This is a genomic window from Methanoregula sp., assembly GCF_002835825.1.
GTDB lineage: Archaea > Halobacteriota > Methanomicrobia > Methanomicrobiales > Methanospirillaceae > Methanoregula.
Genome location: NZ_PIZH01000055.1, coordinates 1 through 8,551, shown reverse-complemented (window position 1 = coordinate 8,551; position 8,551 = coordinate 1). Strand labels below are relative to the sequence as shown.

Annotated in this window: 9 protein-coding genes and 2 pseudogenes; 2 read left to right on the top strand and 9 right to left on the bottom strand. The window is 58.3% G+C overall.

Features of this window, described 5'->3' with window-relative positions:
• The 9 genes and pseudogenes from CW742_RS03550 to CW742_RS03510 all read right to left on the bottom strand — a co-directional run.
• A pseudogene (locus tag CW742_RS03550) lies at positions 1–465 on the bottom strand (O-phosphoserine--tRNA ligase); the annotation flags it as partial.
• Complete coding sequence (twy1, locus tag CW742_RS03545; RefSeq protein WP_292416533.1) at positions 462–1,361, bottom strand: 4-demethylwyosine synthase TYW1; 900 nt, start codon at positions 1,359–1,361, stop codon at positions 462–464. The gene twy1 and the pseudogene CW742_RS03550, both read right to left, overlap by 4 nt.
• Positions 1,342–3,005, bottom strand: a pseudogene (argS, locus tag CW742_RS03540) (arginine--tRNA ligase). Before argS ends, twy1 begins: the two are co-directional and overlap by 20 nt.
• A complete protein-coding gene (prf1, locus tag CW742_RS03535; RefSeq protein WP_292416531.1) occupies positions 3,006–4,280 on the bottom strand; it encodes a peptide chain release factor aRF-1 in 1,275 nt (424 codons plus the stop codon).
• Between the two features lie 34 nt (positions 4,281–4,314).
• A complete protein-coding gene (locus CW742_RS03530) occupies positions 4,315–5,217 on the bottom strand; it encodes an alpha/beta hydrolase (protein ID WP_292416528.1) in 903 nt (300 codons plus the stop codon).
• A 3-nt stretch (positions 5,218–5,220) separates the two neighbouring features.
• Positions 5,221–5,718 (bottom strand): NUDIX hydrolase, encoded by a 498-nt coding sequence (locus CW742_RS03525; protein ID WP_292416526.1) that lies wholly within the window; start codon positions 5,716–5,718, stop codon positions 5,221–5,223.
• Position 5,719: 1 nt separating this feature from the next.
• Positions 5,720–6,385 carry a 7-cyano-7-deazaguanine synthase QueC gene (gene queC, locus CW742_RS03520; RefSeq protein ID WP_292416536.1) on the bottom strand — a complete coding sequence of 222 codons (666 nt, stop codon included), beginning with the start codon at positions 6,383–6,385 and terminating at the stop codon, positions 5,720–5,722.
• Positions 6,385–6,993 carry a radical SAM protein gene (locus tag CW742_RS03515; protein ID WP_292416523.1) on the bottom strand — a complete coding sequence of 203 codons (609 nt, stop codon included), beginning with the start codon at positions 6,991–6,993 and terminating at the stop codon, positions 6,385–6,387. The genes queC and CW742_RS03515 overlap by 1 nt, the downstream gene beginning before the upstream one ends.
• Positions 6,994–6,997: 4 nt before the next feature.
• Complete coding sequence (locus CW742_RS03510) at positions 6,998–7,402, bottom strand: 6-carboxytetrahydropterin synthase (RefSeq protein ID WP_292416520.1); 405 nt, start codon at positions 7,400–7,402, stop codon at positions 6,998–7,000.
• 166 nt (positions 7,403–7,568) lie between these two features.
• Here CW742_RS03510 and CW742_RS03505 point away from each other — a divergent pair, with 166 nt between their 5' ends.
• Both CW742_RS03505 and CW742_RS03500 read left to right on the top strand, forming a co-directional pair.
• Complete coding sequence (locus CW742_RS03505; protein WP_015286779.1) at positions 7,569–7,997, top strand: 30S ribosomal protein S12; 429 nt, start codon at positions 7,569–7,571, stop codon at positions 7,995–7,997.
• A gap of 6 nt (positions 7,998–8,003) precedes the next feature.
• A partial coding sequence (locus CW742_RS03500) for a 30S ribosomal protein S7 (RefSeq protein WP_292416517.1) occupies positions 8,004–8,551 on the top strand: 548 nt, incomplete at its 3' end.

Genomic DNA, 8,551 nt, shown 5'->3' with positions numbered 1-8,551 from the left:
CACCTTGGAGAGTTCGTCGGTAAGTTCGTCGCCGTCGATCTCGGACTTCTTGTAGGCATGGAGCGTCTCGCGGAGCTTCTCCTCAATCGCAGGTGCCATCGTCTTGCCAAGAATCGCGTTGATCTTGTCGAGACGATCTCGTGCGATCCCCACGTTCGGCCGCGGGAGGCCGCCAAGGTAGAAGACCCGGTCGAGCACGGCCATGGCCTCGGGGCCGAACTGCCGGTAGATGTCCTTCTCGTCAATGATGACCGGGACCTCGGCCTCGTCAAAGCCCATCGAGAGGTAGGTCTCACGGAGCTTGTTGATGGTGGCAAAGACCGGGTGGGCCTGCGCCCGCTTGTACACCCGGCACGGGTAAGTATCCGCGTGCGCTGCGGGAGTCAGGATCGACGGCCCTTCATGCCACGCGCCTTCGAAGTTCTCGTGCGCTTTCTGTTTCCAGTCTTCGGGATTGAATCTCATGTTTTTCGCTCCAGAACTACCACTCTGCTCAATTCGTTCTCGTCCTTGTATCGGTAATCGCACGCGGCCGCGACCTTCTCCGCAAAGGCCCGGACATACGCATGGTCCGGCATGTTCTCTCTGACCAAACGGTTTCTACTGTATCCCAGATACATGTATCCTTTGATCTCCACGAACCGTGCGCCCGATTCCTGCAGGATTGCGGCATATCGTTCCGGGGCAATGTCATTAAGCCCCTTCACGAGCGTGATCCGGACCGCCGACCTCCGCGAGCCGAGCAGCCGGAGGCTCTCCTGCACCCGCTCCCAGTAATCCCCCATCGGGCGGCAGACCCGTTCGTACGTCTCTTTGTCCGGCGCATCCAGCGAGACGTACATCTGGAACGGGTTGCACCGCTTCAGCATCTCCGGGTTCGTCCCGTTGCTGACAACGAACGTGGTGTACCCTTTGCTGTTGAAGAGGTCGATCAGTTCCGGCAGCCGCGAGTAGAGCGTCGGCTCGCCCGAGAGCGATATCGCAACATGCTTCGGGTCGAGCGCCTCTTTCCACCGTTCCTCCGTAACCGTATTGTCGAGCACCGCATTGTAGCCCGCGAGCGCCTTCTTCTGGAACCGGTGGATGCCGGCAAGGATCGTCTCGGGCGGGCACTCATCCGCCTCCGCGGGCTCGTGCTCGAATGAGCGCCAGCAGAAGAGGCAGCGCTGGTTGCACCGGAGGGTCGGGGTGAGCTGGACGCAGCGGTGGCTGTCGATCCCGTAGAACTGGTGCTTGTAGCACATGTCGCCGCCGGCAAGCGCCCGCTTGCACCACATGCAGGGCTTGAGCGCGGCTGTCGAAGACTTGGAAAAAAACTGGTACCCCTGTTTTCTCAGGGGCTCACATGGATCGGATGGCATCGACCCCGAGCGTTTCGAGCGCTTCTTTTAAGGTGTTCTGGACCGCAAGAACGAGCGTCAGGCGTCGGTCCTTGACCTTTCCCTCGCTCTTCAACACCTGCTCGAAGTGGTAGAACGAGTTGAAGGTGTCCGCCAGTTCGCGGGCATAGATGGCAAGGATGTTCGGCCGTAGTTCCGCAACCACTCGCTCGATGATGCCGGGGAAGCGGGCGATCTGCTTGGCGAGCGCGATCTCCTGCTCGGTCTCAAGCTCGAAGCACTCGGTGAAATCTCCGGCTTTTTCAAGGATGCTGCAGGCACGGGCATGGGCGTACTGGATGTAGGGGCCGCTCTGCCGCTCGAAGTCAAGCGCCTCCTTCCAGTCAAAGACCGTGCTCTTCTCCGGTGAGACTTTAACGATATCGTAGCGGATGGCGGCAAGCCCGACCGCGGCTGCGATCTTCCTGCGCTCATCTTCGGGAAGTTCCGGCCTCCGTGCCGTGACTTCGTCAAAGGCCCGCTTGCGTACTTCGGTGATGAGGTCGTCTGCCGACACGAACTTGCCAGCCCGCGTGCTCATCGAACCCTCCGGGAGCGAGACAAACTCGAAGAAGACGATCTCGGGAACCTTCTCTCCAAGCACCTCATTGTGCACTGGAGCTGGGCGCCGATGAGCTTGTGGTCTGCCCCGAGGACGTCGATCACCCGGTCGAAGTTCTTCCCTTTCCATGCATGGAACGCAAGGTCGCGGGCTGCGTAAACCGAGGTGCCGTCGCTCCGGCGGATGACGTACTTGTTCTCGAACCCGAACTCGGAGAGGTCGAGGTAGAGCGTTTCGTCCTGTTTCGCCTGCGGCTTCTCTTTAAGCCTGCCGATGATCTCTTCCGTGCTCCCGTTCCGGATGAAATCGCTCTCCCAGACGAACTTGTCGTGGGCAACATTGAGGTCCTTCATCGTGACCCGGAACCCGTCGAGGCAGCGGGAGACTTCCTTTTTGAACTTCTCCACGGTAGCGGGATCGCCGCTCTCCACGAGCTGCATCAGGACATTGACCTGCTGGGTGATCCCCTCGTCCTTCTCGATCTCGCGGTTCGCCGCAATGTAGATCCGGGCGATGTGGGCATCCTCCTTCTCTCCCGGCAGCTGCGTGTTGTCCAGGTTGTTGAATCCCCAGACCACGATGGCGATCTGCCGGCCCATGTCATTGACATAGTACTCGACTTCCAGCGGGTACCCGGCCTTCCGGAACGCCCGGGCGAGCGTGTCGCCGATGATCGAGTTCCGGATATGGCCGACATGGAGGGGGCCGTTCGGGTTGGCGCTCGTGTGTTCGAGCACGACCCGCTCTGTCTTTTTCTCAAGGTTCCCGTATCCCGGCTTCACCGCAGCCCGGATCACGTTGCTGACATATGCATTCCCGAAGATGAAGTTGATGTACGGCCCCTTTGCCTCGATGGTGATGCCGGCAAGTTCCGGTCGCTTCTTCAGGTCGAGAACAAGGTCCTGCGCAATCTTGACCGGCGCCTGTTTTCTCTGCTTGGCAAGGGAGAAGGCCACGGTTGATGCAAGGTCAGCATGTTCGCCTCCCTCGACAAGGAGTGCATCGGTAACCCCGGCGGTCTCTCTGCTTGCGATCTCAATCGTAGCGAACATGTTATCAGGCATCTAATATCCCGTCCTGTAGCGGAGGATGGCTGCAATCCCGCCGAATGCGGAAAAGAGGATCGATCCTTCTTCGAAATCGTCCGAGATGAGCTCGACCTTGGAACTGCTCTGGTCGGCGATCTTGGTCAGCTCGTCGACAATATCGATCTCCTCTTCGATGATAAGGGGTGCCGAGCACTTGGGGCAGATGCCAAGGGGGATATCGGCCACTGTTTTGCCCGGCTCGATGCTGATGGTCTTCTCGGTGGTGTAATCGCAGGTCTGGCACTTGATCCTCAGCCGCGATTTCCGGAGTTTCGAGGAGAGGAGGAGAGTGTCGACCGCGCCAATCTCAAGATTGTGCCGGATGCTCTCCTCGCCGTACGCGGCAAGGCCGTCGTCCTTGACAAGTTCCTTTAAGAACTTCTCCATGATCGCCTTTTCCTTGATGACGGTCATGCCCTTGAGTGCGTCCTTTGCCGCGTCAACGAGCTCTGCGAGCCCGTCCTCGTTTGTGTAAGCGACATCGAAGAGCCCGATGATCCGTTTCTGGACCTCGTGGTGGAGGTAGTTACCTTTCTCGAACTCCTCTTTAGTAGGGCTCGGCCCTCCGATCAGGACGCCCTTGAACCGCTCGAAGTAATCCTTTTCTGCAAGGAAGATGGCGCTTGACCGCTCGCCAATCTTGGTATAGAACTCGTCGATGGCGATCTCCCGGAGCCGGCCGAACCGGGCCGCTGACTGGCCGCCTTTCCTCATCTTGCCGGGAACGGTGGAGTTCGCCCCGCCAATGGGTTCGATGCGGTTGCCGCGTAAAAAGCCCCAGTACGCCTCGCGCTTGTCGAGGACGAGGAGGCCGTACACGTACTTCTCCTCGAGCATCTGGAGGAGCGGTTCGAGCTCGAAGCTGGAACTGCACCGGTACATGTACAGGCCGATGGGCTCCGGCGGTTCGATGATGGTGCACTGGAGGTCGGTCCGGTCGCCGTAGGTCTTGACGGTACCGCAGAATACGGCCATGCCCTTCTCGGGCGGACGCTTGTAGTACTTGAGCCGGGAGAGGATCGAGGAGATGGCGCTCTGGACGTTCGTTCTTGTCTGCTTGCTCTTGATGTTGGCGCACTGGCCGAACTCGTCCTTGAGTTGGCCGGTCACATCGTAGATCTGCTTGTCGGGCGGGATGTAGAGCGTGATCAGCTCCGTCCCGTCTCCCTGCTGCGACTGGAGTTTCTCCAGCGTCTTCTTGAACTCGTAGCGCTTGCGCGCATCGTCCATCTCCACAACTTCTTCTGCCATTGCCCGCTCAAACCTCGTTAAAGCTTATAGCTATTCACCTGCTGGTGGCATAAATTTGCGCCCATTGCCAAAGGATTCGTGAATCGACATCAGAATTTATGCCATGATCCCCTGAAAATTCTGTGAAGGTCTTGGGTTCTTCCGCTCTGTCATAGAATGCCTTCCCACTGTCAAAGGGAATAATGGGATCGGTTGCATTGTGGAAGATCCAGACCGGACGGGGCGCGATTTTCGGTAAATAGGTGCCTGGCTCCAGTGATGCGGCGAACCGGATCGGATCGCCGGTATACCCCTGCACAGTGAATGCGTCGAGAATGCCCCAGTCCGATGTTGAGATACCAACATACCCGGTATATCCCGGGTCAACACCCGCTGCTATTGCTGCGTACCGTCCCCCGTTGCTGGACCCGACTGCATACACCGGCACGGAGAACCGGTCCGAAAGCATTTTCCGGGCATTGACAAGATCGCAGATGCTCAGGTAGTACTGCGGCCACTCCCCGGCTTTGAACTTTGTGAAGTCCTGCTGGATCAGCTGCTGGCCGAACGGGATCCCGCCCGTCTCTTCTCCCCGGCCCCGGGTATCAACAAAGAGAAATGCGTATCCTGCCTCCGCGTAATGCAGCATGCGTCCTTCATGACCCTCCGGTTTTTCACCGGCACCGGGAACGTAAACAATCGCTGCTTTCGGTTGCTTGGGGGCCGAAAGATACGTGACCACGTCACCACTCTGCGTGTGCAGGACGATCCGCGACTTTGTGTACGTCTCGTTGGAGAGGAGCACCTGTTCGCTTGTGGTGACCGGAGCACAGGTGACCGAGAGGGCACCGCTGCTGTCCACGGAATACGAGGCTTTTGTTCCGGTGCCGGAACACCCGGCAAAGGCTGCCACTGCGATAAGGATCACAATCAGGATAAGAACAGGGAATACCCGCACTGCTCAGCACCCCAGGCAGCGCTGGATCAGGCAGATGGTCTTCCCGTCAACGATTTTTCCATCGCGGATCATTGCCGGAAGATCCTTCAGCGCAACATCGATGACTTCAATCACCTCATCCTCGTCCTTTGCGTACTCCTGCGAGGGCGAGAGGTTGCGGGCCTCGAAGAGGAAGATCTTCTCGTCCGTGAACCCGGGCGTTGTGTAAATGAAGCCTTTCGGCTCGATTGTCTTTGCCGCAAACCCGGTCTCTTCGATCAGCTCGCGTCCTGCCGTGGCACGGGGCTCCTCTCCCTGTTCCGTGGTACCGGCAGGCGCCCCGATGCTGTACTGGTCTATGGCATACCGGTACTGCTTCAAAAGTTTGCACCGGTCACCGTCAACCGGGAAGATCGCTACCGCGTTTGACGGGTGGACGATCACCTTTTCGTGTTCGGTCCCGGTGGGGAGCCGGACTTTCTTTGTCTCTATCCAGAGACGACGGCCGCGGAAGATTTCCATATCAGCCCTCGTACTCGACAGGGTCGTGGATCCCGATGGCCTCGAATGCCTCTTTGCGGAAGTGGCACGAGCCGCAGGTGCCGCAGGCCTTTCCCTCGTTCCGGTAGCAGGACCAGGTATGCTCGTACGGCACGCCGAGTTTCATGCCAACCCTCAGGATGTCGGTCTTGGTCAGCCGAATGAACGGCGTCTTGAGGGTGATCTTCGTGGTATCTTTCGTGCCGAGATCGATGACCTTCTGGAACGCCTCGATGAACTGCGGCCGGCAGTCCGGGTACCCGCTGTAGTCCAGAGACTGGACACCGATGAAGATCGCATCCGCCCCTTTCGCCTCGGCAAAGCTCGTGGCAATCGAGAGGAGGTTCGCGTTCCGGAACGGGACATAGGTGTTGGGCAGGTGAGCCCGGGCCGGGTCGAACTCCTCCACGGCAATCCCCTTGTCTGTGAGGCTGCTTGCGCCAAAGCGCGAGAAGTACCCGACATCCACTTCGACAAACTCCTGTGCGTCCAGGAGGGACGCGATCTTTTTTGCACAGGCAAGTTCCTTGCTCTCTGTTCTCTGCCCGTAGTTCAGGTGCAGGGCGCAGATGTCGTAGCCTTCGCTTCGGGCAACGTACGCAAGCGTGGAGGAGTCCATACCTCCCGAGAGTAAACAGACGGCTTTCATCATTTGACACCGATGACCTTGTGGAGCTGGACCTGCATCCGGACCGGCAGGTTGTTCGTTAAGAGGAATTTCGAGATGATCTTGTAGTCCGTGCCAAAGACCGGTGAGAAGAAGATCTCTCCTGCAATGGGGTACGAGGTGATGACGCCCTGCGCATAAAGGCAGTCAGCCTCATCCTTGACAACAAACTTCACGCTGTCCTGCGGCCGGATTCTCGATAAGAGAGAAAGGTCACTCTTCTCGCCAGAGGACGGGCACTTCACGTCCATGCAGATCGATGCATACGGCTGGAGCCGGGAGAAATCGACCGTCCCGTTCGTTTCGATATCGATGGCCGATCCCCGCTTCACGAGCGAGACAAGGAGGGGCTCCAGTTCCTCTGCCTGGAGGAGGGGCTCTCCTCCCGTGACGCAGACATAGGGCGGATTGATGCGCCAGAGATGTTCGAGGACGGTATCCCGGCTCATCTCCCTGCCCCCGCTCCGAGATTCAGGCGTGTCGCACCAGCGGCAGTTCAGGTTGCAGCCGGCAAGCCGGATGAATAAGCAGGGCTTTCCCTGGTTCTTCCCCTCGCCCTGCAGGCTCCGGAATATCTCTGCGACCTTCATTCCTTTATTCCGTTATCTCGGCGCAGGATGTCGGGGATTCCCAGACCCGGATCTTCGTTACCTTCGCTTTGATCCCCATCTCGTGGCAGGTCTTGTGGATGTCGTCGCGGATGAGGACGGCGATCAGTTCGCTTGTCGGATCGCCGGGCGTCGTGATGACCGGGTGGAACTCGGCGATGCGGGGCACCATCGGGTCTTCCTTGTTTAAAATGATCTGGTGGTCGTACTTCTCCACCACTTTCTTGATCAGGGAGTAATCGATCACGATCTGCGTATCCGGGGCCGGCTCGCCTTCCATCCAGACCTCAATCTTCCACCGGTGCCCGTGGAGGTTGGCACACTTGCCGTGATAGTGGAGCAGGCGGTGGCTCGTGTCAATCTGCACCTCTTTATAGATGCCGGTATTCATTGCTCAGCTTGGTGCGCTCATGGGGATAAAATGTTATTATCATCTAGAACCAATAGTGTAAGACAGGCAGGTGGGATGCCACAATTTATAAATCGATCACCCGCGTAGTACATTATCCCAGTGTGGGTTATCGATAACCACATAATCACTTTACAGAGGCTATTTAATGGGACAGGGTAAATTCGCAGCCAGAAAACTGGTTCGGGACTCCAATAAGTTCCGGTGGGCAGACAAGAACTACGCCCGCCGTGAACTCAATCTCGATGTAAAATCGGACCCCCTCGAGGGCGCTCCGCAGGCGAGAGGTATCGTACTTGAGAAGATCGGTGTCGAAGCTAAGCAGCCCAACTCCGCCATCCGGAAGTGCGTGCGCGTCCAGCTCATCAAGAACGGACGACAGGTCAGCGCTTTTGCCGTTGGCGACGGTGCCATCAACTTCATCGACGAACACGATGAGGTCGAGATCGAAGGCATCGGCGGCCGTCTCGGTCGTTCCATGGGAGATATCCCGGGCGTCCGGTTTGTCGTCACCAAGGTGAACAATGTCTGCCTCCACGAGATGGTGATTGGCAGGAAGGAGAAACCGCGCAGGTGATTTTAGATGTCAGAAGCCGGAAAGAAACTCCTGTTCAACCTGTATGATGCCTCCGAAGTCAAGGTCACTGACCCCAGCCTCGTGCGCTACGTGAACCTCACGGCGCAGATCATCCCCCACTCCTGCGGCAAGTTCTCCCGCCAGGAATTCGGCAAGAGCAACATGATGATCGTCGAGCGGCTCATCAACCGCCTGATGCAGACCGAGAATAATACCGGAAAGAAGCAGCTTGCAATCCGGATCGTGCGGGATGCATTCGAGACCATCCACAAGAAGACCAAGCGCAACCCGATCGAGGTCCTTGTCGAGGCAATCGGCAACTCCGGTCCCCGCGAAGAGACCGTCCGCTTAAAATACGGTGGCATCAATGTCCCAAAGTCGGTCGACACCGCCCCCATGCGCCGCGTCGACACCGCAATCCACTTCCTCGCTGAGGCAACCCTGAAGGGCGCGGGGTCCGGACATGAGCGCTCAAGCGCAGTCCGCGCCCATGCGATCACCTGCCCATCAACTGTCGACATGACGTCCTCGTCGTCCGCGCGAAAGGACGAACG